The following is a 26,875-nucleotide window of genomic DNA, read 5'->3' on the forward strand; positions in this document are numbered from 1 at the left end:
CAGAGGCCCTCGATCATACTCGATCGGATTTTTCTTCCTCGAAGGTCACCGCGACATCGGAATTCGCGGACAGCCACACCTTGTTGCCGTCGACCTCGGCAATCAGGCTCACGGGAACATAATGGTGATGGCCCTTGTGAGCGCCCTGACCGCTATCGGCCTTGGTCAGCTTGATGCGCTGGCCGTCGACCTTGTCGACGGTGCCGACATGCACGCCATCGGCGCCGACGACTTCCATATGCTCGCGAATTTTGCTGGTGTCGGTCATGGTGGTTCTCCATTGGGACTGCCGACATTAACAAATGAGGGGCCGATTGGATGCATCGGCTTTCGCACCGCACGACGTTTTGATTCTGTCGTGCTAGTGGATTGAAACGATCACGGGGGGTGAAGACCGATGCGAATGCTATTTCTGTTTGCAGTTGCCCTGCTTGCACAGTTTGCGACCTCGATCGCCGCACGTGCCGGCGATGTCGCTGAACTTGAAATCCTCGGCTTCGCCAAGGACGGCAGTGTCTTCGCTTTCGAGGAATATGGCGTGCAGGATGGATCGGGCTTTCCCTATGCCAACCGCTACTACATCGACACCAGCACCGACAGCTTTCTCAAGGGCACGCCGATCCGGGTGCGGCTTGAGGACGAGAATGCCAAGCTGGACGCGGCGCGCCTTCAGGCCCGGCAAAAAGGTGAAGCCATCGTCAGTCAGGCCGAGCTGAGCGCCAACCGCGGCATCACCGCGGGTTTCAACCCGGTGACCGAACTTTCAGCCGATCCGCACCGGATGGCGGTCAACCCGCGCCCGATCTTCTCTCCGGTCGATCAGCCGCTCGAATTCCGGCTGGACGAGCTGGGCATGAACAACACCGAAGGCTGCGAGAGCCAGGGCGAGATCAACGGTTTTCGCTTGCTGCGTATCGAGGCCCAGGATGGCGGCACCACCAAGCTGCTGCACGAGGACAAGGCGATACCGAAAAGCCGGGGTTGCCCGAACGGCTATAGCATCGGCGCCGTGCAGACCTTTTCAATGGACAGTCTCAGCGCCTACGCGGTGCTGATCGCGGTGCGCCAATACGGCTTCGAGGGGCCGGACTTTCGCTGGATCGCGGTGACCGGCCGCCTGTGACACCTTTTGTTGTTCAACCCGCCAGGCGCGATCGTGCGCTGAACCGCCTTTGCCGCGCGGTACCGACGCCGCGCATAGCGTTTTTCGGCGCCTTGTTGTGGGCGGTGACGATGGGGGCCAGCGCGCTGGTCAACCTGTTCTTGAACAACTGGGAGACCCCGGCGAAAATCCGCATTGTCACCCTGCTGTTCGCGGTGGGAGCTGCGCTGGCCTTTCCGATTGGCCTGTTTGCCGCGAAGCTGGTCTCGCAGGGCAGGCGCTGGGAGGTCGCCTTCGCAGCAGCCTTTGTGTGCCTTGCCGCAGCAACGGTCGGCCTGACCTCTGGGCTGTTTGCGCTGCAGTACCGCTCCTACTATGCAGAGTGGCATGCACCTGCCTTTACCCACACCTGGGCCCTCCAGTTCGTCTTCACGACCTTGATTGCGCTCTACCAGTTCGTGGTGCTGGGCATCCGGCTTTATTTTCCGCTTGGTTTCGTGGCCTTGTTTGCCGCGAGCGTCTGGTTTGCGCGCCAGCAGCGTTGAGCATTTTGCTCGCCTCTGTTAGGACGCGGGCAAACCTCTCGATACGTCAGGACTGACCGATGATCCCTCGCTACTCCCGACCGGAAATGGTCGCCATCTGGTCGCCCGAAACCCGGTTTCGCATCTGGTTCGAAATCGAAGCCTATGCGTGCGATGCGCTGGCCGAACTCGGCGTCATCCCCAGGGAAGCGGCCAAAACCATCTGGGAAAAGGGCAGTGCGGCAAAATTCGATGTCGAGGCGATCGACGAGATCGAGCGCGTCACCAAGCACGACGTCATCGCCTTCCTGACCCATCTCGCCGAATTCGTTGGGCCGGACGCCCGTTTCATCCACCAGGGAATGACGTCGTCGGACGTGCTCGACACCTGCTTTGCCGTGCAGCTTACCCGCGCCAGCGACATCCTGCTCGCCGACATCGACGGCCTGCTTGCAGCGCTCAAGCGCCGTGCTTTCGAGCACAAGGACACCGTCACCATCGGCCGTAGCCACGGCATCCATGCCGAGCCGACGACCTTCGGCGTCAAGCTGGCGCAAGCCTATGCTGAGTTCTCGCGCTGCCGCGAGCGCCTGGTGCATGCGCGCGAAGACATTGCCACCTGCGCGATTTCTGGCGCGGTCGGCACCTTCGCCAACATCGACCCCTATGTCGAGGAACATGTGGCGGCAAAGCTCGGCCTGAAGCCCGAGCCGGTGTCGACTCAAGTGATCCCCCGCGACCGCCATGCCATGTTCTTCGCCACGCTGGGCGTCATCGCCTCGTCGATCGAGCGGCTGTCGATCGAGATCCGGCATCTGCAGCGCACCGAAGTGCTGGAAGCGGAAGAGTATTTTTCGCCGGGCCAGAAAGGCTCCTCGGCAATGCCGCACAAGCGCAACCCGGTGCTGACCGAAAACCTCACCGGCCTTGCCCGCATGGTGCGGTCGATGGCGCTGCCGGCGATGGAGAATGTGGCGCTCTGGCACGAGCGCGACATTTCGCACTCGTCGGTCGAGCGCATGATCGGGCCGGACGCCACGGTGACGCTCGATTTCGCGCTGTCACGGCTGACCACCGTCATCGACAAGCTGCTTGTCTATCCCGACAACATGCTGAAGAACATGAACAAGTTCCGCGGCCTCGTGCATTCGCAGCGCGTCATGCTGGCGCTGACGCAGGCCGGCCTGTCGCGTGAAGACTCCTACCGACTGGTGCAGCGCAACGCCATGAAGGTGTGGGAGCAAGGCGCTGATTTCCTTGAAGAACTGCTCGCCGACAAGGAAGTGACCGCAGCGCTGCCGGAAGCAGAAATCCGCGAGAAATTCGACCTGGGCTATCACACCAAGCATGTCGACACGATCTTCAAACGGGTGTTTGGATAGAATATTCAATGCGACTGGCTGTTATTTCAGACGTCCATGGGAATCTGCGCGCGTTGGAGGCAGCTCATGCGCGCATCAGGGAAAGTTCTCCGGATATCATTGTCAATTTAGGCGACTGTGTCTCCGGCCCGTTATGGCCCGAGGAAACCGCGCAATATCTGGTCGCCGAGAACTGGCCAACCGTGCGCGGGAATCACGACCGCGTGCTTGTCGAGCCCCCTGTTTCCGGGTTGGAAGATGTTGACGCGTTTACCCGTCAATGCCTCTCACCGGCGTCCCTGGCATGGCTTTCGGCATTGCCGATCACCTTGCCACTCGCTCCTGAAATCCTGCTCTGCCACGGCAGCCCCAGCGACGACGAGGCGTTCCTGCTTGAAGAAGACGGCGTCGACCACTTTTATCCGTCCGGAGAAAATCAGATCAGGAGCAAGCTCGGAAATACCGATGCCAGCCTAATCTTGTGCGGCCATACCCACACGCCACGCCTCGTGCATCTGTCCGACAGTCGGCTGATACTCAATCCCGGCAGCGTGGGCGTCCAGGCCTTCCCCGGCCTCACCGTGACCGGCAGCCCGCATGCGCGCTTCGCAATCGCCACGCGCAACAACGGCGAATGGTCTTTCAGCCAGCACGTGATTGGTTATGACTGGGCGCAGTCCGCCGTGCGTACGGCGGCAACTGGGTTCACCAGTTGGTCGCACGGATTGCTGACGGGTCACGCTGCCGGATCCAGCTATGAACCACCTAGCGGCATCTGAACCGGCGACAAGCCTCCGATCCTATCGGCCAGCCTTGCCGGGAACAGTCCTGATGACCGTGCCCCAGGGATCTTCGCGGGTTACCGGGCTGGTCACATTGTCCGAGCGCATTTCAACCCAGGCCAGGCCCGACCGCGTGGAATCGCGGCGGCCGGCGCCCGAACTCTGCCAGGCGTTGGCGCCGATGTGGTGGTGATAGCCGCCGGACGACAGGAACACCGCCTGGCCGCCATATTTCGCCACCGTGTCGAAGCCGAATTCCTGGTTCCACCAGGCTTCGGCGTCTTCCGGCCTGCCGACACGCAGGTGAACATGGCCGACAATGCTGTTTTCCGGCGCTCCCTGCCAGCCGGCGTCGCCCGCCGGCACTTCGGCAACGACAGACGGAATGTTCAGCCGTTCGGTCGCCATCGCGATCTTGTCGCCATTCCACTTCCAATCCTGCGAGCGGCGGTCGGCATAGATCTCGATGCCGTTGCCCTCGGGATCGGTCAGATACAGCGCTTCGCTGACCAGATGGTCGGAGGCACCCTCGATAGCGATCTTGTCGGCGATGGCATGGTTGATCCAGCGACCGAGATCGGCGCGGCTGGGCAGCAGGAAGGCGGTGTGGAACAGCCCGGCGCTGCGCGGATCATCCGGCTTTGCCGAAGGATCGGCCTCGATGACCAGCAAGGGACGGTTGGCGGCGCCCAGCGTAATCGCACCGTCGGCACGGCTCAATTCCTGCAGACCGACGACGCTGCGGTAATATGCGGCAAGACTTTCGGCATCGCGCGCTTTCAACCCAACGCGGGCAACGCTGACCGGCGTGGTGGCGGCAAAGGGCAGTTCACTCATCAAATGCTCCGTTCGACCGGCCTGTGATGAAGCTCCCAAGGTGAGAAGCCCCGCGCCGCCAATCATCATACGTCGTGTCAGTTCCAAAGTCAGGGTTCCCGCACACGGCTGTTTCTTTTCGTGACCACAGATCGTCCATCGGCATCGTTCACACAAGACGCGAAGAAGCGAACATCGTGTTCACTATCAAGAACGCCGTTCATGGCCATTGCATGAAGCGACGCCCCTCGCTATCTCAGCGCCATGAAGGTCAAGGAAGCAGATATTCTCATCGTGCCGGGCTACACCAACTCCGGCCCCGACCATTGGCAGAGTCGCTGGCAGTCGAAGCTGTCGACGGCGCGCAGGGTCGAGCAGGCGGAGTGGTCGAAGCCGGTGCGCGAGGACTGGACGGACAATGTTGCCAAGGCGGTCAACGAAGCGGAGCGTCCGGTCGTCATCGTCGCGCACTCGCTCGGCGTGGCCACGGCGGTGCAAGCCATCCCACAGTTCCGCAAGCCGGTTGCCGGAGCCTTCTTCGTGGCGCCGCCCGATGTCGCCAATCCGGAGATCAGGCCGAGGCATCTGATGACCTTCGGCCCCTACCCGCGCGAGCCGCTGCCTTTTCCGTCCATCGTGATCGCCAGCCGCAACGATCCGTTCTGCGCTTTCGATGTCGCCGAGGACATTGCCGGAGCGTGGGGTTCGCTGTTCGTCGATGCCGGCGAAACCGGTCACCTCAACGCGGATTCGGGCTTTGGTCCGTGGCCCGAAGGCTCGATGACCTTCGCCAAATTCCTGACGGACCTGAAGGCCTGAGCTCCCTCAGGACCCGATCGAATCCCTGACGCTGTTGATCAGGGTTTTTGCACCAAGCCCGATCAGCGCGTGTTCCGAGCCCATGGCCAGCAGGCGGTAGCCCATCGCCACGACACGACCGGCAATTGCCGGGTCGACAACATAGATCGCCGCATGTTTGCCGGCCTTGCGTGTGCGCACGGCGACCGACGCCACCGTCTCCATCATGCTTTCCAGCGTCGAATTGACCGTGGCGCCATTGCTCCAGGCGATCGAGAAATCCGACGGGCCAAGGAAGATGCCGTCGATGCCGGGCGTGTCGAGAATGCCGTCGAGGGCATCGAGGGCGGCGCGCGTCTCGACCATGGCGAAGGCCATGGTGCGCTGGTTGGTGTCGCGCAGCCATTCGGCCTGGTCGCCCTTGCCGTGGCGTGGAAAAGCGTAGGTCGGGCCCCAGGAACGCTCACCGAGCGGCGGGTATTTCATGGCGGCGGCGAACAGTTTTGCGTCAGCCACCGAATTCACCATCGGCGCAATGACCGCCTCGGCGCCAAAATCGAGCGCGCGGCTTGCCATGTCGAAACGGCCGACGGGAATGCGCACCAGCGCCGGCTTGCCGGCAGCGAGCACCGGCACCAGACCGCGCAGCACGCTGTCCTCGTGATGGCCGCCATGCTGCATGTCGAGCGTGACGGCATCAAAGCCCTGCTTGGCGACGATTTCGACGGTCAAGGCATCCGGTACGCCGGACCATGCGGTGAACAGCGTTTCATCGGCCGCGAGGCGGGACTTCAGGGACATGACACTTTCCTTGTTAACGATCGCAGTTCAGCCGGAAACCGCGGCAAAGGCAAAGAAAAACCGCCCGGATAGGCCGGGCGGTCGATTGGTCCAATCATTCTTTCGTCTGTCGCAGCTTCTTTATCGCAAAACCGTGGGACACTTTTGCGGAACCTGCTTCGGTCGGATCAGGTGTTCTTGATCTGCTCGATCGCCTGCGCCATCAGCTCGTCCATGGTACGGCGGATCTGATGGTCCGACTGGTCGATGCCGGCCGCATCGAAATCCTTGCGGATCTTGCGGAACACGTCGTGATCGCCGGCTTCCTCGATGTCGGAAACAACCACTTCCCTGGCATAGGCGTCAGCGTCGGTGCCGGACTTTCCGAGCTTTTCGGCGGCCCACAGGCCGAGCGCCTTGTTGCGGCGCGCCGAGGCCTTGAACCGAAGTTCCTCGTCGAAAGCAAACTTGCGCTCGAAGCCCTCTTCGCGGTCTTTCATGCTGTTCATGGCGTCCCTCCGGGTCAAATTCGATTCGTCGGCAGTGAATATGTGTGTTGCAGATGCACAAACCAAAAGGTCGCGGGCCGGTCAATACGCTTCGTTGCATGCTGCGCTGCGGCATTTCAGTCCCGAAAGCGGTTGATTGGAAGGATTTGCCGATTGAGCAAACGATGTGATTGGGATAGACCCGGCATTGAACCCTACCGTAGCCGCACTATTTCAGGCAGACGGACAGGAAATGGTCTGATACCGCCTGTCCGGAACCCCAGAGAAAAAATCAGATGAAAAATCGCCGCCGCATTTATGAAGGCAAGGCCAAGATCCTCTATGAGGGACCCGAGCCGGGTACGCTCATCCAGTTCTTCAAGGACGACGCAACCGCGTTCAACAAGAAGAAGCATGAAGTCGTCGACGGCAAGGGTGTGCTCAACAACCGTATTTCCGAGCACATATTCAACCATCTCAACCGCATGGGCATCCCGACCCATTTCATCCGCCGGCTCAACATGCGCGAGCAGCTGATCAAGGAAGTCGAGATCATTCCGCTCGAAATCGTCGTGCGCAATGTCGCCGCCGGTTCGCTGTCCAAGCGCCTCGGCATCGATGAAGGCACCGTTTTGCCGCGTTCGATCATCGAATTCTACTACAAGGCAGACGCGCTCGACGATCCGATGGTGTCGGAAGAGCACATCACCGCGTTCGGCTGGGCGAGCCCGCAGGAGATCGACGACGTCATGGCGCTGGCCATCCGCGTCAACGACTTCCTCTCCGGCCTGTTCATGGGCGTCGGCATCCAGCTCGTCGACTTCAAGATCGAATGCGGCCGCCTGTTCGAGGGCGACATGATGCGTATCGTCGTCGCCGACGAGATTTCGCCGGATTCCTGCCGCCTGTGGGACGTGGCGACGCATGACAAGCTCGACAAGGACCGTTTCCGCCGCGACATGGGCGGCCTCGTCGAAGCCTATCAGGAAGTTGCCCGCCGCCTCGGCATCATGAACGAGAACGAGCCGCCGCGCCCCACCGGCCCGGTGCTTGTCGCCTCGACCGACGGCCTCAAAGGCAAGCCGCACTGAATAGCGGCTTGCAACCCGATAGTCAGAACAGGAGCATGTCCAGCGTGATCAAGGCCCGCATTACCGTCACACTCAAGAACGGCGTGCTCGACCCGCAAGGCAAGGCGATCGAACACGCGCTGTCGGGCCTGGGCTTTGGCGGCGTGGGCGCGGTGCGGCAGGGCAAGGTGTTCGACGTCGAGCTGGCGGAAAGCGACAAGGCCAAGGCGGAGGCGGACCTCAAGGCGATGTGCGACAAGCTGCTGGCGAACACGGTAATTGAGAATTATAGTGTGACGCTTACCTGAGGTTGTGTCGGAGGCACTATGTCGGAAGCCACGAATGACTTGATGTTCGAGCTTCTGAAGCGCGTGCATCATGAAATTGGTGAACTTCGTCAGGATGTGTCCGAGGTGAAGCGTGAGTTGAACGTGCTTCGAGGCCATATGGTCGCAATACAAAGCGATATTCATAACATCTATGGCATTCTCGCCCGTCACGACGACCGCCTCGAACGCATAGAACGTCGTCTCGACCTGCGAGAACTTGCCGAAGCACAGAGGCCTTACGAACCGAAATGAAATCAGCTGTCGTCCTTCTGCCCGGCCTCAACCGCGACCGCGACATGATCGCGGCGCTGACCAAGATTTCGGGAAAGCCACCGGTCACTGTCTGGCAGACCGACACCGAAATCCCCGATGTCGACCTGATCGCCATTCCAGGCGGTTTTTCCTTTGGCGATTATCTGCGCTGCGGCGCTATCGCCGCGCGCATGCCGGTCATGCGGGCGGTGGCCGAAAAGGCAGCCGCGGGCGTGACGGTCATCGGCGTCTGCAACGGTTTCCAGATCCTGGTCGAGGCCGGCCTGCTGCCGGGCGCCTTGATGCGCAACACCTCGCTGAAATTCGTCTGCCGTCAGGTGAAGCTTGAGATCACCAACGCCAACACCATGTTCACCCGCCGCTATCAGCCAGGCCAGATCATCCGCACGCCGGTTGCGCATCATGACGGCAACTATTTCGCCGACGCCGACACGCTTGCCCGTCTCGAAGGCGAAGGCCAGGTGGTGTTCCGCTATGCGGACGGCACCAATCCCAACGGCTCGATCAACGACATTGCCGGCATCATCAACGACCGCGGCAATGTGCTTGGCCTGATGCCGCACCCGGAAAACCTGATCGAAGCAGCCCATGGCGGTACTGACGGCCGTGGACTGTTCGAAAGTGCGCTTGGCATTGCCGCCTGAAATCGAGGCGGGCGTCTTGAAAACAGCCGGACATTCCTGTCTCTTTGGGGCAAGTCCGCTTTATGGGGGAGAAAAACGGTCATGAAACTCTATTCGCGACCGTTGTCGCCCTACTCGTCGATCGTGCGGGCGCTGGCCTACATCAAGGACGTGCCGCTCAAGATCATCGCGCCGCCGCCCGGCTTTCCCATCCCGGAAGAATTTCGCGCCATCTCACCGATGAACCGGATTCCGGTGCTGATCACCGGCTCGGGCGAAACGATCGTCGAATCGGTGGTCATCGCCGAGTATCTCGAAGAACGGTTTCCGGAACCGGCACTGCTGCCGCCCGATTCCAAGGACCGCGCGCTGGTGCGCATGTTCGCCCGCATCACCGATCTCGATGTGCTGACCCCGATGATGAAGCTTTTCGAGCTTCATTCCATGCCGAAGCGAAACAGTGCCGAGATCGACGCCCAATTCATCCGCCTGCACCGCGGGCTGGCAGCGATCGAAGCCCGAATGGCGCAAGGGCCCTTCGCGCTTGGTGACGATATCAGTTTCGCCGACGCCTGGCTGACGCCGACGCGGTTCATCTTCAACAATTTCCGCGCCATGACAGGACGCCACGACCTGCTCGACGCCTATCCCAAATTCGACGCCTATGAGCAGATCGCCTCGCAGCATCCGGCATTGTCGCGGGTGTGGGGCGAGATGACCGACGGCCTGAAGATATTTCTGTCCGAGCTTGAGATGGGTGCCGCTTGACCAGGGGCCAGACGATCGCGCTGGTTGCCGCGGCGGCTTTCGCTCTCACATCCTGCCAATCGACCCCGAAGAGCACGCCTGTGCCCTCGGGCAAGAGTGCAGCGCTGCTGGCCATGGAACAGGTGGCGATATCAGCCCATAAATGCTGGATCGCCAGCAAGGATCCGGCCTTCAAACAGTATCAGATGGCCAATGAACTGAATTCGTTCAGCGGCACGCCGCGTTTCCTGCTGGTGCCGGCCAAGCACTACGGCGGCAAACCGTTGCTGGTCGTGCAGGCGCAAGGCAATTCGAGCCGCGTCGACGTGTTCGGCCCGCTGATGAACGATCCGCTCGGCGCGCGCATCGGTTCGGACATTGCCCGCTGGCAAGCTGGCAATCCGGCCTGCGCGGCGACCGCATAGGGCCATGGGCCGTTTCCTGCAGGTCGCGGGTCTGGTCATTGGTCTGGCCGGGCTCGTCCTGCAGTTCTGCATCAGCATTCCGGCGTCGATGGAAGCGGGCCGCAGCCTGCTCGGCTCCATCATTTTCGTTTTCAGCTTCTTCACCATCCTGACCAATATCGGCGCGGTGCTGGTGTACACCTCGCTGCTGTCGCCCACCGGCTATGCGTGGCTGCCGGCATTCGCCGGGACGCGCATACGGGCCGGCGTTGCTGTTTCGATCGCCCTGGTCTTCATCATCTACGCCACGGTTCTGGCACAGCTTTGGCAGCCGCAGGGACTGTTCCTGCTCTGCGACGTCCTGCTGCACTATGTGACGCCGGCGCTGTTCGTACTGTGGTGGCTGATATCAGGCGCCGACGGTCGGACGCGGTGGAGCGACATTTCCTGGTGGGTGCTTTATCCCGTAGCCTATCTGATCTATGCGCTGATACGGGCGCCGCTTGCCGGCGAGGTGCCCTACCCGTTCCTGGATGTCGCCAGGAACGGCGCAGCCAGCGTCGCCATCTCGGCGGCGGCCGTCACCGGGCTTTTTCTCGTGCTGTGCATGATCGTCGTCCTTGCCGACCAAGGCATTGCGCGCACCAGGGCATCAAGCGTCCGATAGGGCTATGCGGACCTACGGTCCGCATTTCCTTTTTGGGCCATGATCTTCCCAAAAACCGGGTCAGTCCCAGAACGGCCTGATACCCTCGCGGTGGGCATCGCAGCGCGAGACGCCGATATCCTTGAGCTGATCGTCGGTCATCTCCAGCAGCACCAACCGACTACGGCGGCGCTCCAGCAGATGGTCGATCCATTTTGCCAGCGACCTGAGCACGCGTACCAGGCGGCTGACAAAGCCGCTCCGGTCCGATGGGCGTGCCGATTGGCCTGATAGTTTGGCGCTCGAATGACGGATTGTAGCGATTGTGTTCATTTTATTTCTGCCAGAATTCCAAATTGAACCTTTTTTGGCGCAATGCTGATATGTATTGACTCACAATTCGGTGCAATATAGAAAATTGTCACCATGACAACTTGGCTTCCAGATCTCAGTTCCGGCTCCGGCCCGCTGTATCAGCGCCTGGCGGATTCCATCGAAACGGACATCGACCGGGGGGTGATCGACGTCGGCGCCAAGCTGCCGCCGCAACGCGACCTCGCCTACGACATCGGCACCACTGTCGGCACGGTCGGCCGGGCCTATCAATTGCTGCGCGAGCGCGGGCTGGTGAGCGGCGAAGTCGGGCGTGGAACCTATGTGCTCGGCCAACGCGCCGATGGGGCGAAACCGAGCTTGCTGGCTCCAGACCTCAGCGCGGAAGGCACACGCCATATCGACGCGCCGCGCGGCAAACTGCGTTTCGACAGCACGGCAGCACCAGATATCGGCCAGGGCGCTGATGTCGCCGATGTTCTGTCGCGCACGGCGCAGGACCATCCGCATGAGATTTCGAGCTACACGCGGGATTTCCCCGACCGCTGGTACGAAGCCGGGGCCCGCTGGCTGTCGCGCAATTCGTTTCGCCCGAATGCCGACGCCATCGTCCCCACGCTCGGCACCCATGCCGCTGTGATGGCGGCGATCGCCGCGCTCACCACCCCTGGCGACTATGTCGCCTTCGAGCACCTCACCTACTCGCAGATTTCCCGCAGCGCCGGCCTGATCGGACGGCGCACCGCGCTGGTGGCGTCTGACGACGAGGGCCTCGACCCGCAGGATTTCGAGCGCGTCTGCGCGCAAAAGCATCCCAGGATGATCTTCCTGATGCCGACGGCGCAAAATCCGACGCTGGTGACCTTGTCGGCGGCGCGCCGCGAAGCAATCGCGCGTGTCGCACGCGAATACAATGTCGTCCTCATCGAAGACGATCTCTACGGCAATTTGACCGATGATCCGACGCCGTTGCTGGCCGAATATGCCCCAGAACGCACCATCGTCGCCGGCGGCCTGTCGAAGTCGGTCGCAGCCGGTGTGCGCGGCGGCTGGCTTTCCTGCCCGCCCGCCTACCGCCACCGCATCCGCGTCGCCCACAAGATGATGACCGGCGGCATGCCCTTCCTGCTGGCGGAGGTGAATACAAGGCTGGTGCTGTCGGGTCAGGCGGATGAGATACGCAAGCGCAGCATCGCCGAAATCCGCGCCCGCATCGCCATCGTGCGCGAGACTTTGGCCGGTTTCGCGTTCAAGTCACACGACAGCGTGCCCTTTGTCTGGCTGACCCTGCCCGACCCCTGGCTCTCCGGCACCTTCAAGAATGCCTGCCTGGAGCATGGCGTGCTGATCGACGACGAGGACGAATTCAAGGCCGGCCGTTCCGAGCAGGTTTTCCACGGCGTTCGCTTCGGCGTTTCGCAGCCAAGACAACGCAAGGACATCGCCGAAGGCGTTGCGGTCATCCGGCGACTTCTCGAGGAAGGCCGTGCCGGCTACGACAGCTTCTCCTGAGCCAATTCGCGACTGACGCGCCCTTCATTTCTGAAGCGTCGGCTTGGCGCCGAGCGGCCCCTAAATCCTAGCTCGGATCAGCCCTCTGCCTTGAAGTTCTTGGCTTCCTTCTCGGCCTTTTCTTTCCCGTGCTTCTCAGCCAACTCCTTGGCCTGCCCAGGCGAAACGTCGGTGGTCTCCGCGATATGCATAGCCTCCTTGTCCGAGAGGCGATTGTCTTTCTTGCCTTGCTTGGTGGCCATGTCCAAATCTCCTGATTGGTTGGAGACCTAACGGCCGGGATGTCATCCCGTTCCCAAATGGCGGTGCAGAAGCGGTTCACGAACGAACAACAACGTTCCCCACTGCCGCTACGTGCCGATCGATGGGCGCGCCAAAGCCGCGATCTCGTCGCACCCGTCGTCACCTTGTAGCTTTCCGCTGTTTTTCAGCATCCGATGGGGTGTATTGGCTCCCAAGCTTGCGATAAGACGAAACTCAAAATCCCAACGCGCCCCGGATAAAAATCGCCGCCCATGACCATTTCCAATTCCGTGCCGATCACCGCCGAACTCATCGCCGCGCACGGGCTGAAGCCCGACGAGTATCAGCGCATTCTCGATCTTGTCGGGCGCGAGCCGAGTTTTACCGAACTCGGCATCTTCTCGGCGATGTGGAACGAGCACTGCTCCTACAAATCCTCGAAGAAGTGGCTGCGCACGCTGCCAACCACCGGTCCACAAGTCATCCAGGGCCCGGGCGAGAATGCCGGCGTGGTCGACATCGGTGACGGCGACTGCGTCGTCTTCAAGATGGAGAGCCATAACCACCCGTCCTACATCGAGCCCTACCAGGGTGCGGCGACCGGCGTCGGCGGCATATTGCGCGACGTCTTCACCATGGGCGCGCGGCCGATCGCGGCAATGAATGCACTGCGCTTTGGTTCACCTGACCATCCCAAGACCAGGCACCTCGTCTCCGGCGTGGTTTCCGGCGTCGGCGGTTATGGCAACGCCTTCGGCGTGCCGACGGTCGGCGGCGAGGTCAATTTCGACGCCCGCTACAACGGCAACATCCTGGTCAACGCTTTTGCGGCCGGCATAGCCAAGACAGACGCGATCTTCCTGTCCGAGGCCAAGGGGGTCGGCCTGCCGGTCGTCTATCTCGGCGCCAAGACCGGCCGCGACGGCGTCGGCGGCGCCACGATGGCGTCGGCTGAATTCGACGACAAGATCGACGAGAAGCGCCCGACCGTGCAGGTCGGCGACCCCTTCACCGAAAAATGCCTGCTGGAGGCCTGCCTCGAACTGATGGCCTCGGGCGCCGTCATCGCCATCCAGGACATGGGTGCTGCCGGCCTCACCTGCTCGGCGGTCGAGATGGGCGCCAAGGGCGATCTCGGCATCGAACTCGATCTCGATAAGGTGCCGGTGCGCGAAGAGCGCATGAGCGCCTATGAAATGATGCTTTCGGAAAGCCAGGAGCGCATGCTGATGGTGCTGCGCCCCGAGAAGGAAAAGGAAGCCGAAGCGATCTTTCACAAATGGGGGCTCGACTTCGCCATCGTCGGCAAGACCACCGACGATCTGCGTTTTCGCGTGCTGCACCAAGGGGATCAGGTCGCCGACCTGCCGATCAAGGATCTTGGCGACAAGGCACCGGAATATGACCGGCCATGGGTCGAGCCGAAGAAGCCGGCACCGCTGGGCGCCAATGACATTCCGCAGGCCGATGTGGCCGATGCGCTGTTGAAGCTGCTTGGCGGACCGGATCTTTCCTCGCGCCGTTGGGTCTGGGAGCAATACGACACGCTGATCCAGGGCAATTCGCTGCAGCTTCCCGGCGGTGATGCCGGCGTGGTCCGGGTCGAAGGCCATGCCACCAAGGCGCTCGCCTTCTCGTCGGACGTGACGCCGCGCTATTGCGAGGCGGACCCCTATGAGGGCGGCAAGCAAGCGGTGGCCGAATGCTGGCGCAATTTGACTGCCACCGGCGCCCTGCCGCTGGCTGCCACCGACAATCTCAATTTCGGCAACCCGGAGCGGCCCGAGATCATGGGCCAGCTGGTTGGCGCGGTGAAAGGCATCGGCGAGGCCTGCCGCGCGCTCGGCTTCCCGATCGTCTCCGGCAATGTTTCGCTCTACAACGAAACCAATGGCCAGGGCATTTTGCCGACACCGACCATCGGCGGCGTCGGACTGATCGCCGACTGGTCGAAGATGGTGCGGACCGGCTTTGCCGCGCAAGGCCAGATGATCCTGCTGGTCGGCGCGCCGGCAGCCTGGGGAACGCATCTCGGCCAGTCGGTCTATTTCAGGGACATCCACGGCCGCACGGATGGCCCGCCGCCGCCGGTCGACCTCGATCATGAAAAGCGCGTCGGTGACCATGTGCGCGCTCTCATCGCATCCGGCATCGTCACGGCGGCCCATGACGTGTCCGATGGCGGTATCGCCGTTGCACTCGCCGAAATGGCGATGGCATCAGGCATCGGTGCCTCCGTCCCCGGGCTTGTCGGCACCGATCCCATTCCGGTCTGGTTCGGCGAGGATCAGGGCCGCTATCTCCTGACGCTGTCGATCGACCCGCATGGCGATGAATGGGACGCCATCCGCAAGCAGCAGGGCGAACTCGGCATTTTCGCGCCATGGATCGGCTCGACCGGCGGCAGCGCGTTGAAGCTTGGCGAGGCGCGGGCAATCCCGGTCAGCGAATTGACCGGGGCCCACGAAGGCTGGTTCCCCCGCTTCATGGATCAGGCCATTTGAGCAAACTGGCTGCCCGGGCGCTGCTTGCAGTCGTCTTCTGGCCGTCGCTGTTCTTCTTCTGGTTCCTCGGGCCGTTCGTCTTTTTCCTGCTGTCGACGACCTCGAGCGAGATTTGCGCCCGGCTGGAAACGCGCTCGCAGTTTCTTGCCGCGGCCAACGGCGCCATCCCGATGCTCGTCGCGCAGAACCTCATCTACGCGATCCCGATCATCTGCCTGGTGCTGTGGGGCCGCCTTGCGCCGGATCCGGCACGGGCAAGACATATCGTCAATTGCATCAAGCTTTTTGCCTGCGCGGTCGTCATAGGGGCGGCGTGGGAGTACGGCTCGTCGCTTGTCTGCGACGGTTACGGCCAACCGTTCTTCTCGCCGCTCTGGCGAATGACGAGTTATCTTCCCATTGTCAGCCTGGTTATCAACGTTCCCCTCTATGTGCTGGCCTTCAGCCTTGGCCGCGCGTTTTCGACGCGTGACGACATCCAGGGGGACGGACCAAGCACACCGGCCTAGGTCTTCCCTGTGGTTCTCGGACCGTCTTGCCCTTGGCGGGACAGAACGGCTTCAATCCGGACCGGAAAGGCTTTAGGCTCGCCCGACTCTCATCTCATGGCCGGCTACCGGCTGCTCGAAACAGGATTCTGCCATGGCAATGGATGCCCACGACATCGAAAAACTGATCAAGGACGGCATTCCGGACGCCAAGGTGACGATTCGCGATCTTGCCGGCGATGGCGACCATTATGCGGCCGAGGTGGTGGCCGAAAGCTTTCGGGGAAAAAGCCGCGTGCAGCAGCACCAGATGGTCTATGACGCGCTGAAGGGCAATATGGGCGGCGTGCTGCACGCGCTGGCGCTACAGACCAGCGTTCCGGACTAAGGCAGTCCACCCGACACGTAGGGACGGCCAGGACGCGCCTCAAGCCGCTTGGCCCAACACAGCCCATCCTTTGCGCCATTTCAGCCACGGCACGGCTAAAGTCTTGTTTCGAGCAATCGTTGGGTTTATTTGAAGGGAAATGTTTCGAGCCTGACTCCCACAGGCGGGAAAGGATATTCCATGAGCGGTATCAACGACTACATCGACAACGAAGTGAAGGGCAACGACGTCGTCCTTTTCATGAAGGGCACGCCCGGTTTCCCGCAATGCGGATTTTCCGGCCAGGTCGTCCAGATTCTTGACTATATCGGCGCCGACTACAAAGGCGTGAATGTTCTGGACTCCGCCGAGCTGCGCCAGGGCATCAAGGAATATTCCAACTGGCCGACGATCCCACAGCTCTACGTCAAGGGCGAATTCGTCGGCGGCTGCGATATCATCCGCGAGATGTTCCAGGCGGGCGAACTCCAGACATTCCTCGTCGAAAAGGGCGTCAGCGTCAAAGGCGCCGCCTGACTTCTGTTTTCGTGCTTGTCGCCCGCTAAGACCGCCGCACAGTTTTGGGCGACGTGCATGAAACGCCAGGGCGGCCCCACCTCGGCAATTTTTATGTCCTGAACTCAGGACCGAGACGAGCCAATGCGCCGGCCCGCCGGCGCATTTTCGTTTGAGAGATCGGACTTGCCGTGGACCAGCCAAAATCAGCGCCGCAATCGGCAAGCAAACTGCCCATTCCACGCTGGGAGTTCATCGCGCTGTGCGCCGCGCTGATGGCGCTGAACTCGCTGGCCATCGACATCATGCTGCCGGCTCTGCAGCAGATCGGCGCGTCGCTTGGCGTCGAAAATGAAAACCACCGGCAGTACGTCATAACGGCCTACATTCTGGGCTTCGGCGGCGGCCAGCTGTTCTTCGGGCCGATCTCGGATCGCTTCGGCCGTCGCGCACCGCTTGTCGCCGGGCTGGTGATCTATGTCGCCGCGGCTGCGGCGGCCGCCGTTGCACCAAGCTTTGAAACACTTCTCTTGTGCCGGGCCGTGCAAGGCATCGGTGCTGCCGCCACCCGCGTCATTGCCGTCTCGATCGTGCGCGATACATTCGACGGCCGGCGCATGGCCGAGGTGATGTCGCTGATCTTCATGGTGTTCATGGCGATCCCGGTCATTGCTCCCGGCATCGGCCAGTTCATCATGCTGTTTGCAACCTGGCACTGGATCTTCGTCACCATGGCCGTCGGTGCGCTCATTGTCTCGGCCTGGTCGCTGCTGCGCCTGCCTGAAACATTGCATCCCGAACATCGCCGGCCGTTGACCGTCAACTCCATTGTCGGCGGGTTTCGCATCGTGCTCACCAACCGCATTGCAATCTGCTATGCCTTCGCCAGCACCTTCATTTTCGGCGCCATGTTCGGCTTCATCGCCTCGGCGCAGCAGATCTATGTCGACATATTCAATGTCGGCGAGATGTTCCCGGTCATCTTCGCCGGGGTTGCGGGCGTGCTTGCCTTCTCCAACTTTCTGAACTCGCGCCTTGTCGGCCGTATCGGCATGCGCCGCCTGTCGCAGAGCGCGCTGCTGTTGTTCCTGGTCATTAGCCTTGCCTGGCTGGTCGTTTCGCTGGAAATGAAGATGCCGCTCTGGCTGTTCATCACCTTCTTTGCCTGCGCCATGCTTCCGTTTGGCGCGCTTGGCGCGAATTTCAATGCGTTGGCCATGGAGCCGCTCGGCCAACTGGCCGGCACGGCGTCGTCAATCCTGGGATTCATGCAGACGTTTCTCGGCGGCATTCTTGGCACGCTGATCGGCCAGGCTTTCAATGGCACGGTGACGCCGCTGGCCGCCGGCTTCTGCAGCGTCTCGGTCGCGGCGCTGCTGATGATTTTCATCGCCGAGCGCGGCAAGATGTTCCAGCCGCAGAATCCACCCGTTTCAGGGCACATCACCGACTTGCACTAATTTGTTGTTTTTGCGCATGTCGTTGTCCCAAAACCGGAACCACTTTTGGGCGACATGCATCAGGACGCACCTTCAAGGGCTGCCGTGAAGCGAGGGGCAAGCATACGCCCCGCGATGGCTTCGCCCATGCTGTCCGAAAAGGGCAATGGCAGGGCGTCGTCGAGTGCCCTGAGGATTGAAGTCACGAAGGCCCGGCTGAGCCGGGCATCGGTCCCCAGATCGGAATATGTGGCGCGAGGCTTGCCGATCAGTGTGCCGTTGCGACGAAGCGAGAACCGCAGCGTCAGGGACATGCCGGCGGTTCCGGGCGGCGGCTTCCAACAGGCGTAGATTGCGTCGGACATCTCTTTTATCGTGTCGACGGGATCGGGACTGCGACAGCTGCGCTCTTGCGATCTTGCTTCGTGGGAGCTGGCAAACAAGGCGGCGGCAAGAGCCGCCGCGACGATTGCGAACCGAAGTTTCATTCGAGAGCCTCCGGATCTGCGTGAGATTGCAAAGTTCCTTCAGCCGGACACCGCCGGTTCGGACACTGGCCGCAGGACCTGATCCTATTGCGCCCAAAGCTCGCGGCGCAATTCCTGCCAGCTTTCCCGATCGGGCGCGACAAGCAGGCCGCCGCCGACATGCGAGGGCAGATAGGCGCTGCCATCGAAACGCGCGGCATGACCACCGGCCTCGGTATGGATCAGCACGCCGGCCAGATGATCCCACGGCATCAGCTTGTTGTAGACGACGAAGTGGGCATGGCCGCTGGCCAGCAGGCGGTATTCGTGCGCCGCGCAGCGATAGGCAAATTGCGACAGGATCTTCGTCTGGTTGCGCGCCAGCCGCGACCGCTCCGGCTCGGGCATGTATTGCCAGGAGACCGAGCCGGTCATTTCCGAGATCGGCACGGGTGCCGCGACATGTACTCTCTCGACGCTGCCATGCGCGTGCCTGATATGGCTGCCGGCCCCCCTGGCGCCGATCAGCCAGTCCTTGCCGACCGGATCGTGGATGATGCCGGCGACGGTCTCGCCCTTGACCACGACCGCCAGCATGACGCCGAACAGCGGCACACCGGAGGCGAAGTTGAAAGTGCCGTCCACCGGGTCGATGACGAAAGCCAGATCGGCCTCGCCCAGACCCTCTAGCAGCGCTGGATCGTCGGAACAGGCCTCCTCGCCGACGACCATCGCCTGGGGATAACGCTCGCGCAGCCGCGCGGTGATGAGCCGCTCGGCACTGACGTCGGCTTCCGTCACCAGGTCGGCGGCAGAGGTCTTCTGGCGGATGTCGCCTTCGCCCAGCCGGCGAAAGCGCGGCATGATTTCGGCTTTTGCGGCGTCGGACAGAAGGCCAGCGAGCCAGTCGATCGCGGTGTCGTCAAATGTCATCGGCTTGCCTTGTGCTGAGGGCCTCATTGAGCGCCGCGAAATCGAACAGGTTTCTGTCGAGCAGATGCGATGGCCTGCTGTTGGACAATGCGCGCAGCATCGTGTCCTTGCGGCCGGGCATGCGCTTTTCCAAATCCTCGAGCATGGCCTTCATGGCGTTGCGCTGAAGACCTTCCTGGCTGCCGCAGAGATCGCAGGGAATGATCGGGAATTGCATCGCCGCAGCGAATTTTTCGAGATCGACCTCGGCGCAGTAGCTCAGTGGCCGCAGCACCATGACGTCACCGTCGTCGTTGAGCAGTTTTGGCGGCATGGCGGCGAGACGGCCGCCATGGAACAGGTTCATGAAGAAGGTTTCGAGAATGTCCTCGCGATGGTGGCCGAGCACCAGCGCCGAGCATCCCTCTTCGCGCGCAATGCGGTAGAGATGGCCGCGCCTGAGACGCGAACACAGCGAGCAATAGGTGCTGCCCTGAGGCAGCTTGTCGGTGACGACGGAATAGGTGTCCTGATATTCGATCCGGTGCGCAATACCGTATCTGTCGAGATAATCCGGCAGGATGTGTTTGGGGAAATTCGGCTGGCCCTGATCGAGATTGCAGGCCAGCAATTCGACCGGCAGCAGTCCACGCCATTTGAGGTCGAGCAGCACGGCGAGCAGACCGTAGGAATCCTTGCCGCCCGACAGCGCCACGAGCAAGCGCTGGCCGGGCTTCACCATCGAGAAATCCTCGATCGCCTGTCGGGTCAGCCGCAGCAGCCGCTTGCGCAATTTGTTGAACTCGACCGACGACGGCACATCGGCAAACAGCGGATGAAAGCCGCCTTCGATTTCGCTGGCTGGTTCGAGCGATTCGGCGTCCGGCAGCATGTTCATGGCGTCGGTTCCAAAATCCGGGAGCAACGACGGTTCGGCACTTCGTTGCGCCCGGGATTAGCGGAGATGGCCGACAAAGAAAAGGCAGACAAAGAAAAGGCCGCCTCGACGGGCGGCCTTTGCTTGGTATCGCAAAACGCGTTCGCTCAGCGCGAATGGAATTCGTCGCTTAGCGCGAATAGAATTCGACGACCAGGTTCGGTTCCATCTGCACGGCGAACGGAACGTCAGCCAGGCCGGGGATGCGCGAGAAGGTCGCGACCATCTTGTTGTGATCGGCTTCGATGTAGTCCGGCACGTCGCGTTCGGCCAAGCCGACCGCTTCGAGAACGATGACCAGCTGCTTCGACTTTTCGCGCACTTCGACGACATCGCCCGGCTTGCAGCGATACGAGCCGATGTTGACGCGCTTGCCGTTGACGTTGACGTGGCCGTGGTTGACGAACTGACGGGCGGCGAAAATGGTCGGCACGAACTTGGCGCGGTAGACGACCGCGTCGAGACGCGACTCGAGCAGGCCGATCAGGTTCTCCGAGGTGTCGCCCTTGCGGCGGTCCGCCTCTTCATAAACCTTGCGGAACTGCTTTTCCGAAACGTCGCCATAGTGACCCTTCAGCTTCTGCTTGGCGCGCAGCTGCAGGCCGAAATCGGAAAGCTTGCCCTTGCGGCGCTGACCATGCTGGCCGGGGCCGTATTCACGCTTGTTGACCGGGGACTTCGGGCGGCCCCAGATGTTTTCGCCGAGACGGCGGTCGATCTTGTACTTCGCGGATTCGCGCTTGCTCATCGCATTCCCTTTTCAAAACAACACACCCGGAACCTCATGGTCCGGGTGAAGGAAACGCGCCCTCCTCTGGCCTCCGTTTTCGAGACCTGACAGGGTTTTCCCACGCAACGCGGCGGAAAACCCACGGGACACGTCATTTCAAACAAGATCGGAAACGATTAGGCTGCCTGATCTTGCGCATACAAAACAAACACCGGACATCGCTGCCCGGTGGTGGCGGCTGGTTAAACTGAGATTTAACCGGTGTCAAGCTTTTGCATGGCGCGGCGGAACGCGACTGTATACCGTTCCCGATGTCGATGCGATGCCGGATGTGGTGGGAGGTTGTGCGCCAACGGCACCAGGAAGTGACCGGAGCTAGAGGAGCATGACTACATGAAGAAATTCTTCCTTACGTTGGCAGGTGCGGCGGTACTAGCCGGATCGATGGCAGTTGCACCAGAGCCGGCGGAGGCCAGGCATTGGCAAGGACACCGGTACCACCAGGTTTGCCGCATCGTGGTGAAGAAAAAGGTGGTCTGGCGGCACGGCCACAGACACGTCGTTCGTTACAAGGTGCGGCACTGCCGGGGGCGCTGGTAAGTTCCGGTTCGGCCTCAGGCGGCCACATCATCTCAAAGCCCGCGGTTTTGGCCGCGGGCTTTTTCATTCCGGCTCATGTTTCTTATGGACGAGCTTGTTATCGATGGCGAAGCGCGGATGCCCTGGTCCCTAATGTTTCGATTTCTTCTCCGGCAGGCTTTTGCGCTTCGTCTCGGCGAATTCCTCGAGCTGCTTTTCGCTCATCGATTCGTACATTCCCTTGGAAGCGCCTTGGAGTTCGCTCTTCTTCGTCTCGCCGCGCTTGGCCGACAAGGCTGCGCCGGCGGCCTTCTGCTGGGCTTTCGAGGTGGCTGGCATGGCTGTTTCTCCTTCATTGCCTGATTGCCTGAGAGAAAACGCGACGCGCCAACCAATGTTCCGGATGTCAGGCGACCGTCAGGCCAAAACCCTGCATGAGCCGGCTGGTGGCGAAGTCCACCTTGCCGGAGGTGAAGACGGCAATGTCAGGCTCACCCACCGGCAGCGGTCCGTCGACCGGTGCAAGCAGCGACATGGCGCGGCGGGCGATCGCTTCGGCCGGGTCGATCCAGTCGACCGGCCAGAGTGCGGTCTTGCGCATGCGATTGGCCAGGAACGGATAGTGCGTGCAGCCGAGCACGACGATATCGGTGCGGGCGCCGTCCTTCTCGACAAAGCACGGCGCGATCTCCTGGCGCACGATCTCCTCGTCGACGAACCCCTCGCGCATGTAAATCTCGGCCAGCGGTGCCAGCCGATCCGAACCGACAAGCCGTACGTGGCATTTCTGCGCCCATTTGCTGATCAGGTCGCGCGTGTATTGACGCTTGACCGTGCCGGGCGTCGCCAGCACCGAGACAAGCCCGGAGCGCGTACGCTCCGCCGCCGGCTTGATCGCAGGCACCGTGCCGACAAAGGGATGGCCGGGGAATTTCTCGCGCAGTGCGTCGATCACCAGCGTCGATGCCGTGTTGCAGGGGATAACCGAAATCTCGGGTCGAAATTTATCCAGCAGCGCGCCGAACAGGCCAAGGATATGAGCGTTGAGCGCCGGTTCCTCCCAGGCGCCGTAGGGGAACGCGGCGTCGTCGGCGACGTAGACAAAGCGGCGATCAGGCATCAGCACGCGCGCCTCGCGCAGCACGGTCAGCCCGCCTATGCCCGAATCGAACATCAGGATCGGCCGCTCAGTCATTGTCGGTTCCCTTGCCGCCCAGCGGCGGCGTGTCATTGTCGTCGCCATTGGCGTCGGGCGCGCGGCGACCCATTTCCGCCTTGTGCGCGCGCGCGGCGGCCGCGGGCAAACGCCGTGGATCGTCGCCCGGGGAACCATCGCCGCGCGGCATCGCCGGCGAAAACCGGTCGAGAGACGAGATGATGCCGCGCAGCACCTTGAGCTCCGGTTCGGCAAAGCCGGGGCGTGTCAACACTGCGCGCAGATTGTCGACCATCTTCGGCTTCTTCGGTGCCGGCCTGAAATAGCCGCGCGCTTCCAAGGCGCCTTCCAGATAGGCGAACAGGCCGTGCAGCTCTTCCTTGCTTGCCGGCTTCATGTCCGGGCCCGAAAAATTGGTCTTCGTCTCGTCTTCGAGGCCGGACTTCATCCATTCGTAGGACATCAGCAGCGCGGCCTGGGCGATGTTGAGCGAGGAGAAATCAGGATCGACCGGAAAAGTGACGATCTCGTCGGCAAGGCCGACCTCGTCATTGTAGAGGCCGAAGCGCTCTCGTCCGAACAGTATGCCGGTGCGCTGACCCATTGCGTGACGCGCCCGCAGCAGCCTGCCCGCCTCCACTGGCCCACGCACGGATTTGAAGCCGTCGCGCTGCCTGGCCGTGGTGGCGAAAACGAAATTCAGGTCGGCCAGCGCCGAGGCCAGATCGTCGAAGACGGTGACTGCGTCTATGACATGGTCGGCGCGGCTGGCGGCGGCCCGCGCCTTCTCGCTCGGCCAGCCGTCGCGAGGGTTGACCAGGCGCAACTCGACCAAGCCGAAATTGGCCATGGCGCGGGCGACCATGCCGATGTTCTCGCCGAGTTGCGGCTCGACGAGGATGATCGCCGGGCCGGCGGTCATAGGGCCGCGCTGAAAGTCCGTTCCTGCCATGTGTTCCAGATGATTGCGCTGCGGAGTCGCAGCGTCCTGCCATATCGATACGGCTTTTTGAAGAGTTATAGGCCGCCTGACTGACAAATAGCCATCGTGCACAATCCTGCCGCCTCTCTGATTTGTGTGAAGGATCTGGCGATCGCGCTCTTGATGCACCTGACTGGCGGACTCGCAAAATGGCTGCATGCGCGGCCACACAGACCAATCGCTGCGCCGCGCATACAAAAGGTGAGACGCGACCGCTCCCTGCCCATAACGTAAGACATCCCATCTTATTTATTGCCTTGTTGCGCCACCATGTGTCCCAAACCGCCGACAAAATGTACCGGCCCGTGCTCGCTGTCAGCATTGACGATGTTTTCCCGTCTTGGAAATCATCTACGATCCGCATGCCTATTTATTTACGATGATGCACCGCGTCACTGGAAAATCAAATTAGAACGAGGTAATATCCATCCCGCTTGGGGTTCAATGTGTATCGACGAATGGTATTGGAAGGCGGAGTGCGTCTTGCATGCGCCCGTCATTTATTTGTCCCCCAGGCATTTCGACACGGGTTCAACGGCCGACGAGGCGTTGGCCATGATCTAGGAGGGGCAAATGAAAGTGTTACGGTTTTTTCTTTCAATCGCTGTCTTGCTTGTGGCGTCAGTCTTGCTGATTGCGCCAGCTTCAGCGCAAGCGACACGGACGTGGGTTTCCGGCGTTGGTGACGACGCCAATCCGTGCAGCCGAACGGCACCTTGCAAGACTTGGGCCGGTGCGATTTCCAAGACGGCGGCAGGCGGCATCATAAACTGCATCGACCCCGGCGGTTTCGGCACGGTGACGATAACCAAGTCGATGACGATTTCATGCAAGCATGTCGAAGGCTCGGCGCTGGCTTCTAGCACTACCGGCATAATCATTAACGGTGCCGGAATCGATGTCGTACTTCGCGGCCTCGATATCGACGGCAGCCCGCCCAATTTACCTGGGGTCAATGGCATCCGCTTCCTGCAAGGTGCATCTCTCATCGTCGAGGATTGCATAATCCGCGATTTCACTGGAGCGTCACCCAACGGCAACGGCATCCTTGTCAACAACACTTCACTTGTGACCGAGATTCACGTCAGCAACACAAACATAACTGGCAACGCCAGGAATGGCATTTCGATCGAACCCAGTGGCAGCGGGGGTTCTATGCTGTTCGTTAAAGACAGCGTTCTGTCGAACAACTTTGTCGGAGTGCGCGGCTCCACTGCCGCAACAACCGGTGCTGTCGATATCACTGTTACGGACACTTCCGCAGCGGGAGGTGGGGCGCAGGGCTTCTCGGCAGCTGCCGGAACCGGAGCACTACGAATGATGTTGAACCGAGTCACGGCGGCAAATAATGCGGATACGGGGGTCCGTTCGGCTAATGCAAATTCGATCGTCCGCATTGGAAGCTCAACCGTGAGCGGCAACGGGACCGCCCTTGGCGCTGTCACCAGCGGCCAAATCGAATCTTACGGCAACAACCAAATCGACGGCAATGTATCTGCCGGAACCGCGCCGACAGCAGTCGGGCTGAAATAGCCTACACGCTGTGTCGCGCGGAATGTCCGCGCGACACAGTATCACTGGCTAGCGGCCAATTCATACAGACCAGAAATTCGCATATGACGCCTCCGCACAAACATGTCGTTTGCGCGGTAAAAATCCCTTTGCTATAGGCCTCTCGACTCTTTCCGCTCGCGCGGCAGCCCTATTTCCCTGAACGACGAGGCATTTTTTCCATGGCGAAGATCAAGGTGGCGAACCCGGTCGTCGAACTCGACGGCGACGAGATGACCCGCATCATCTGGCAGTTCATCAAGGACAAGCTGATCCACCCTTATCTCGACCTGAAGCTCGAATATTACGACCTCGGCATCGAGCATCGCGACGCGACCAACGACCAGGTGACCATCGATTCGGCAAACGCCATCAAAAAATACGGCGTCGGCGTGAAATGCGCGACCATCACGCCCGACGAGCAGCGCGTCGAGGAATTCAAGCTGAAGAAGATGTGGAAGTCGCCGAACGGCACCATCCGCAACATCCTCGGCGGCACGATCTTCCGCGAGCCGATCATCATGAAGAACGTGCCGCGCCTGGTGCCCGGCTGGACCAAGCCGATCATCGTCGGCCGTCATGCCTTCGGCGACCAGTACCGCGCCACCGATTTCCGCTTTCCCGGTAAGGGCAAGCTGACGATCAAATTCGTCGGCGAGGACGGCAAGGTGGTCGAGCATGACGTCTATGACGCACCGGGCGCCGGCGTCGCCATGGCCATGTACAATCTGGACGACTCGATCCGCGAGTTTGCACGGGCGTCGCTGAACTACGGCCTGCTGCGCAACTATCCGGTCTATCTGTCGACCAAGAACACCATCCTCAAGGCCTATGACGGCCGCTTCAAGGACATTTTTCAGGAAGTCTACGAGGCCGAATTCGAAGCCGAGTTCAAGGCGAAGAAGCTGTGGTACGAGCACCGGCTGATCGACGACATGGTGGCTTCCAGCCTGAAATGGTCGGGCGGTTATGTCTGGGCCTGCAAGAACTATGACGGCGACGTCCAGTCCGACACAGTGGCGCAGGGTTTCGGCTCGCTCGGCCTGATGACCTCGGTGCTGATGACGCCGGACGGCAACACGGTGGAAGCCGAAGCCGCGCACGGCACCGTCACACGCCACTATCGCCAGCACCAGAAGGGCGAGGAGACCTCGACCAATTCGATCGCCTCGATCTTCGCCTGGACGCGCGGCCTCGCCCACCGCGCCAAGCTCGACGACAATGCCGAACTGAAGCGCTTTGCCGAGACGCTGGAAAAAATCTGCATCCAGACCGTCGAGTCCGGCTTCATGACCAAAGACCTGTCGCTGCTGATCGGCCCCGACCAGCCCTGGCTTTCGACCACCGGCTTCCTCGACAAGATCGACGAGAACCTGCAGAAGGCGATGGCCTGAGGAGCGAGCCCCGGAAGGCTAC

The 26,875-nt window shown here is 61.3% G+C and carries 33 protein-coding genes; 20 read left to right on the forward strand and 13 right to left on the reverse strand.

Going from position 1 to position 26,875, the window contains the following annotated elements; genetic code table 11:
* Positions 1-13 precede the first annotated feature (13 nt).
* Positions 14-268 carry a DUF2171 domain-containing protein gene (locus NKI73_RS10220; protein ID WP_352629121.1) on the reverse strand — a complete coding sequence of 85 codons (255 nt, stop codon included), beginning with the start codon at positions 266-268 and terminating at the stop codon, positions 14-16.
* A gap of 129 nt (positions 269-397) precedes the next feature.
* Here NKI73_RS10220 and NKI73_RS10225 point away from each other — a divergent pair, with 129 nt between their 5' ends.
* The 4 genes from NKI73_RS10225 to NKI73_RS10240 all read left to right on the forward strand — a co-directional run bounded on the left by NKI73_RS10225 (position 398) and on the right by NKI73_RS10240 (position 3,766).
* Positions 398-1,123 carry a DUF2259 domain-containing protein gene (locus NKI73_RS10225; RefSeq protein WP_352629123.1) on the forward strand — a complete coding sequence of 242 codons (726 nt, stop codon included), beginning with the start codon at positions 398-400 and terminating at the stop codon, positions 1,121-1,123.
* Positions 1,124-1,233: 110 nt separating this feature from the next.
* Complete coding sequence (locus NKI73_RS10230) at positions 1,234-1,647, forward strand: hypothetical protein (protein WP_352629125.1); 414 nt, start codon at positions 1,234-1,236, stop codon at positions 1,645-1,647.
* Positions 1,648-1,706: 59 nt separating this feature from the next.
* Entirely contained in the window at positions 1,707-3,008 is a 1,302-nt protein-coding gene (purB, locus tag NKI73_RS10235) for an adenylosuccinate lyase (protein WP_352629127.1), read from the forward strand.
* Positions 3,009-3,016: 8 nt separating this feature from the next.
* On the forward strand, positions 3,017-3,766 hold the full coding sequence (locus tag NKI73_RS10240; protein WP_352629128.1) for a metallophosphoesterase family protein: 750 nt from the start codon (positions 3,017-3,019) through the stop codon (positions 3,764-3,766).
* Between the two features lie 21 nt (positions 3,767-3,787).
* Here the strand turns inward: NKI73_RS10240 and NKI73_RS10245 are convergent, their stop codons facing one another.
* Positions 3,788-4,606: a VOC family protein gene (locus NKI73_RS10245; protein ID WP_352629130.1), complete on the reverse strand. Its 819-nt coding sequence runs from the start codon at positions 4,604-4,606 to the stop codon at positions 3,788-3,790.
* Between the two features lie 243 nt (positions 4,607-4,849).
* On the opposite strand from NKI73_RS10245, the gene NKI73_RS10250 reads away from it, so the two are divergent.
* Entirely contained in the window at positions 4,850-5,404 is a 555-nt protein-coding gene (locus NKI73_RS10250) for an RBBP9/YdeN family alpha/beta hydrolase (protein WP_352629133.1), read from the forward strand.
* Positions 5,405-5,410: 6 nt separating this feature from the next.
* On the opposite strand, the gene NKI73_RS10255 is transcribed toward NKI73_RS10250, so the two are convergent.
* Both NKI73_RS10255 and NKI73_RS10260 read right to left on the reverse strand, forming a co-directional pair.
* The gene (locus NKI73_RS10255; RefSeq protein ID WP_352629135.1) at positions 5,411-6,184 is read right to left on the reverse strand and encodes an HpcH/HpaI aldolase family protein; all 774 of its coding nucleotides are present in this window, start codon (positions 6,182-6,184) and stop codon (positions 5,411-5,413) included.
* A 167-nt stretch (positions 6,185-6,351) separates the two neighbouring features.
* Entirely contained in the window at positions 6,352-6,672 is a 321-nt protein-coding gene (locus NKI73_RS10260; protein ID WP_352629137.1) for a DUF1476 domain-containing protein, read from the reverse strand.
* Positions 6,673-6,947: 275 nt separating this feature from the next.
* Between NKI73_RS10260 and purC the strand changes: the two genes are divergently transcribed.
* The 7 genes from purC to NKI73_RS10295 all read left to right on the forward strand — a co-directional run bounded on the left by purC (position 6,948) and on the right by NKI73_RS10295 (position 10,764).
* The gene (gene purC, locus NKI73_RS10265; RefSeq protein WP_352629140.1) at positions 6,948-7,742 is read left to right on the forward strand and encodes a phosphoribosylaminoimidazolesuccinocarboxamide synthase; all 795 of its coding nucleotides are present in this window, start codon (positions 6,948-6,950) and stop codon (positions 7,740-7,742) included.
* 44 nt (positions 7,743-7,786) lie between these two features.
* Complete coding sequence (gene purS, locus NKI73_RS10270) at positions 7,787-8,029, forward strand: phosphoribosylformylglycinamidine synthase subunit PurS (RefSeq protein WP_027028126.1); 243 nt, start codon at positions 7,787-7,789, stop codon at positions 8,027-8,029.
* Positions 8,030-8,047: 18 nt separating this feature from the next.
* Positions 8,048-8,302, forward strand: coding sequence for a hypothetical protein (locus tag NKI73_RS10275; RefSeq protein WP_352629141.1), 255 nt, complete (start codon positions 8,048-8,050; stop codon positions 8,300-8,302).
* Entirely contained in the window at positions 8,299-8,967 is a 669-nt protein-coding gene (gene purQ / locus NKI73_RS10280) for a phosphoribosylformylglycinamidine synthase subunit PurQ (RefSeq protein WP_352629143.1), read from the forward strand. The genes NKI73_RS10275 and purQ overlap by 4 nt, the downstream gene beginning before the upstream one ends.
* An 81-nt stretch (positions 8,968-9,048) precedes the next feature.
* Positions 9,049-9,714, forward strand: a complete 666-nt coding sequence (locus NKI73_RS10285) for a glutathione S-transferase family protein (RefSeq protein WP_352629145.1) — start codon at positions 9,049-9,051, stop codon at positions 9,712-9,714.
* Positions 9,711-10,118: a hypothetical protein gene (locus tag NKI73_RS10290; protein WP_352629147.1), complete on the forward strand. Its 408-nt coding sequence runs from the start codon at positions 9,711-9,713 to the stop codon at positions 10,116-10,118. The genes NKI73_RS10285 and NKI73_RS10290 overlap by 4 nt, the downstream gene beginning before the upstream one ends.
* A gap of 4 nt (positions 10,119-10,122) precedes the next feature.
* Entirely contained in the window at positions 10,123-10,764 is a 642-nt protein-coding gene (locus tag NKI73_RS10295) for a Pr6Pr family membrane protein (protein WP_352629149.1), read from the forward strand.
* A gap of 60 nt (positions 10,765-10,824) precedes the next feature.
* Here NKI73_RS10295 and NKI73_RS10300 read toward each other — a convergent pair whose 3' ends face one another.
* Complete coding sequence (locus NKI73_RS10300; RefSeq protein WP_352629151.1) at positions 10,825-11,076, reverse strand: DUF1127 domain-containing protein; 252 nt, start codon at positions 11,074-11,076, stop codon at positions 10,825-10,827.
* Positions 11,077-11,169: 93 nt separating this feature from the next.
* On the opposite strand from NKI73_RS10300, the gene NKI73_RS10305 reads away from it, so the two are divergent.
* Complete coding sequence (locus NKI73_RS10305; RefSeq protein ID WP_352629153.1) at positions 11,170-12,588, forward strand: aminotransferase-like domain-containing protein; 1,419 nt, start codon at positions 11,170-11,172, stop codon at positions 12,586-12,588.
* A gap of 77 nt (positions 12,589-12,665) precedes the next feature.
* Here the strand turns inward: NKI73_RS10305 and NKI73_RS10310 are convergent, their stop codons facing one another.
* Positions 12,666-12,830 carry a hypothetical protein gene (locus tag NKI73_RS10310; RefSeq protein ID WP_352629155.1) on the reverse strand — a complete coding sequence of 55 codons (165 nt, stop codon included), beginning with the start codon at positions 12,828-12,830 and terminating at the stop codon, positions 12,666-12,668.
* A 273-nt stretch (positions 12,831-13,103) separates the two neighbouring features.
* On the opposite strand from NKI73_RS10310, the gene purL reads away from it, so the two are divergent.
* From purL to NKI73_RS10335, 5 genes are all read left to right on the forward strand, one after another.
* Positions 13,104-15,335 (forward strand): phosphoribosylformylglycinamidine synthase subunit PurL, encoded by a 2,232-nt coding sequence (gene purL, locus NKI73_RS10315; protein ID WP_352629157.1) that lies wholly within the window; start codon positions 13,104-13,106, stop codon positions 15,333-15,335.
* A complete protein-coding gene (locus NKI73_RS10320) occupies positions 15,332-15,844 on the forward strand; it encodes a hypothetical protein (protein WP_352629159.1) in 513 nt (170 codons plus the stop codon). The genes purL and NKI73_RS10320 overlap by 4 nt, the downstream gene beginning before the upstream one ends.
* A gap of 133 nt (positions 15,845-15,977) precedes the next feature.
* Positions 15,978-16,211 carry a BolA/IbaG family iron-sulfur metabolism protein gene (locus tag NKI73_RS10325; protein WP_010909092.1) on the forward strand — a complete coding sequence of 78 codons (234 nt, stop codon included), beginning with the start codon at positions 15,978-15,980 and terminating at the stop codon, positions 16,209-16,211.
* Positions 16,212-16,391: 180 nt separating this feature from the next.
* Entirely contained in the window at positions 16,392-16,727 is a 336-nt protein-coding gene (gene grxD / locus NKI73_RS10330) for a Grx4 family monothiol glutaredoxin (protein ID WP_006332883.1), read from the forward strand.
* Positions 16,728-16,897: 170 nt separating this feature from the next.
* Complete coding sequence (locus tag NKI73_RS10335; protein WP_352629161.1) at positions 16,898-18,166, forward strand: multidrug effflux MFS transporter; 1,269 nt, start codon at positions 16,898-16,900, stop codon at positions 18,164-18,166.
* A 59-nt stretch (positions 18,167-18,225) separates the two neighbouring features.
* On the opposite strand, the gene NKI73_RS10340 is transcribed toward NKI73_RS10335, so the two are convergent.
* The 7 genes from NKI73_RS10340 to NKI73_RS10370 form a co-directional block, all read right to left on the reverse strand.
* The gene (locus NKI73_RS10340; RefSeq protein WP_352629163.1) at positions 18,226-18,633 is read right to left on the reverse strand and encodes a UCP034077 family protein; all 408 of its coding nucleotides are present in this window, start codon (positions 18,631-18,633) and stop codon (positions 18,226-18,228) included.
* A gap of 84 nt (positions 18,634-18,717) precedes the next feature.
* Positions 18,718-19,545 (reverse strand): inositol monophosphatase family protein, encoded by an 828-nt coding sequence (locus NKI73_RS10345; RefSeq protein ID WP_352629165.1) that lies wholly within the window; start codon positions 19,543-19,545, stop codon positions 18,718-18,720.
* Entirely contained in the window at positions 19,535-20,422 is an 888-nt protein-coding gene (gene ttcA, locus NKI73_RS10350) for a tRNA 2-thiocytidine(32) synthetase TtcA (protein WP_352629167.1), read from the reverse strand. Before ttcA ends, NKI73_RS10345 begins: the two co-directional genes overlap by 11 nt.
* A 169-nt stretch (positions 20,423-20,591) precedes the next feature.
* A complete protein-coding gene (gene rpsD / locus NKI73_RS10355; protein ID WP_023759539.1) occupies positions 20,592-21,209 on the reverse strand; it encodes a 30S ribosomal protein S4 in 618 nt (205 codons plus the stop codon).
* A 711-nt stretch (positions 21,210-21,920) separates the two neighbouring features.
* Positions 21,921-22,109 carry a DUF3008 family protein gene (locus NKI73_RS10360; protein WP_352629169.1) on the reverse strand — a complete coding sequence of 63 codons (189 nt, stop codon included), beginning with the start codon at positions 22,107-22,109 and terminating at the stop codon, positions 21,921-21,923.
* A gap of 67 nt (positions 22,110-22,176) precedes the next feature.
* Positions 22,177-22,965 carry a glutamate racemase gene (gene murI / locus NKI73_RS10365; RefSeq protein ID WP_352629171.1) on the reverse strand — a complete coding sequence of 263 codons (789 nt, stop codon included), beginning with the start codon at positions 22,963-22,965 and terminating at the stop codon, positions 22,177-22,179.
* Positions 22,958-23,878: an RNA methyltransferase gene (locus NKI73_RS10370; protein WP_352629173.1), complete on the reverse strand. Its 921-nt coding sequence runs from the start codon at positions 23,876-23,878 to the stop codon at positions 22,958-22,960. The genes murI and NKI73_RS10370 overlap by 8 nt, the downstream gene beginning before the upstream one ends.
* Before the next feature lie 603 nt (positions 23,879-24,481).
* Here NKI73_RS10370 and NKI73_RS10375 point away from each other — a divergent pair.
* Together NKI73_RS10375 and NKI73_RS10380 are read left to right on the forward strand one after the other, a co-directional pair.
* Positions 24,482-25,441, forward strand: a complete 960-nt coding sequence (locus NKI73_RS10375) for a right-handed parallel beta-helix repeat-containing protein (RefSeq protein ID WP_352629175.1) — start codon at positions 24,482-24,484, stop codon at positions 25,439-25,441.
* 200 nt (positions 25,442-25,641) lie between these two features.
* The gene (locus NKI73_RS10380; protein ID WP_352629177.1) at positions 25,642-26,853 is read left to right on the forward strand and encodes an NADP-dependent isocitrate dehydrogenase; all 1,212 of its coding nucleotides are present in this window, start codon (positions 25,642-25,644) and stop codon (positions 26,851-26,853) included.
* The last annotated feature ends 22 nt before the right edge of the window (positions 26,854-26,875 follow it).

Source organism: Mesorhizobium sp. M0496, assembly GCF_040321205.1.
Lineage (GTDB): Bacteria > Pseudomonadota > Alphaproteobacteria > Rhizobiales > Rhizobiaceae > Mesorhizobium.